Origin of the sequence: Bartonella sp. MR100HLJHH (genome assembly GCF_042194215.1) — a bacterium.
In the GTDB taxonomy this organism is placed as follows: Bacteria; Pseudomonadota; Alphaproteobacteria; order Rhizobiales; family Rhizobiaceae; genus Bartonella; species Bartonella grahamii.
Map to the genome: position 1 here is coordinate 1 of NZ_JBHIMR010000104.1, position 623 is coordinate 623.

Below are 623 nucleotides of genomic sequence, written 5' to 3' on the forward strand. Positions count from 1 at the left end.
TCTGCTTTTTCATGCCAAAGGGGCGCGAGAACATTGCGAATGATATTGGCTGTTAATTTTTCTATAGGTAAATTACCTATGTGTGGAATCACGTGCAACTCTAGTGGAGAAAACCAGCGACCGTTTTTACCTTCATTTTTCAACTCTGCTTTTTTGCTTTCAAAAGCCGCTTTTGCAATTTCTTGAAAAATATTGCTTTGCTGTTTTAAAATAGTCTGTTCTCGAAAGACAATAGGATCATTGCCTTCTTTAAGAATATCACTATAATATCTTGTAAGCTCACGCGCTTCTTTTAAAGAGAGTTTCGTAACAGGACCAAGTCCCATTTCACGGCGCTTATTGTGGTGCGTATAGCGGAAAAACCAAGAGCGTGTATTGTCTTTTCGAACATTCAACCATAGCCCTGCCCCGTCACAATATTTACCCTGCGGAGACGTCTTTACGAATGATGCTGACAACCGATGAATCGCCCTCACTTAACGTCCCCTCTCGTCCACCTTTTCAAGCATTGCTCGTCCACCTTTTTTGGTCCACCTTTTAGACCACCTTTAATTTCTGATTTGAGATTTTTTCTTTAATACTTACTTTTTTTATTGAATCATAAAAAGCTATAGACATCAATA

Annotated in this window: 1 protein-coding gene; it reads right to left on the reverse strand. The window is 39.0% G+C overall.

The genetic code is table 11. The annotated features are described in order from the left end of the window. Positions 1-476, reverse strand: a 476-nt coding sequence (locus ACFIJ7_RS09775) for an integrase arm-type DNA-binding domain-containing protein (protein ID WP_375645216.1), incomplete at its 3' end; no start/stop codon positions are given. Positions 477-623 lie beyond the last annotated feature (147 nt).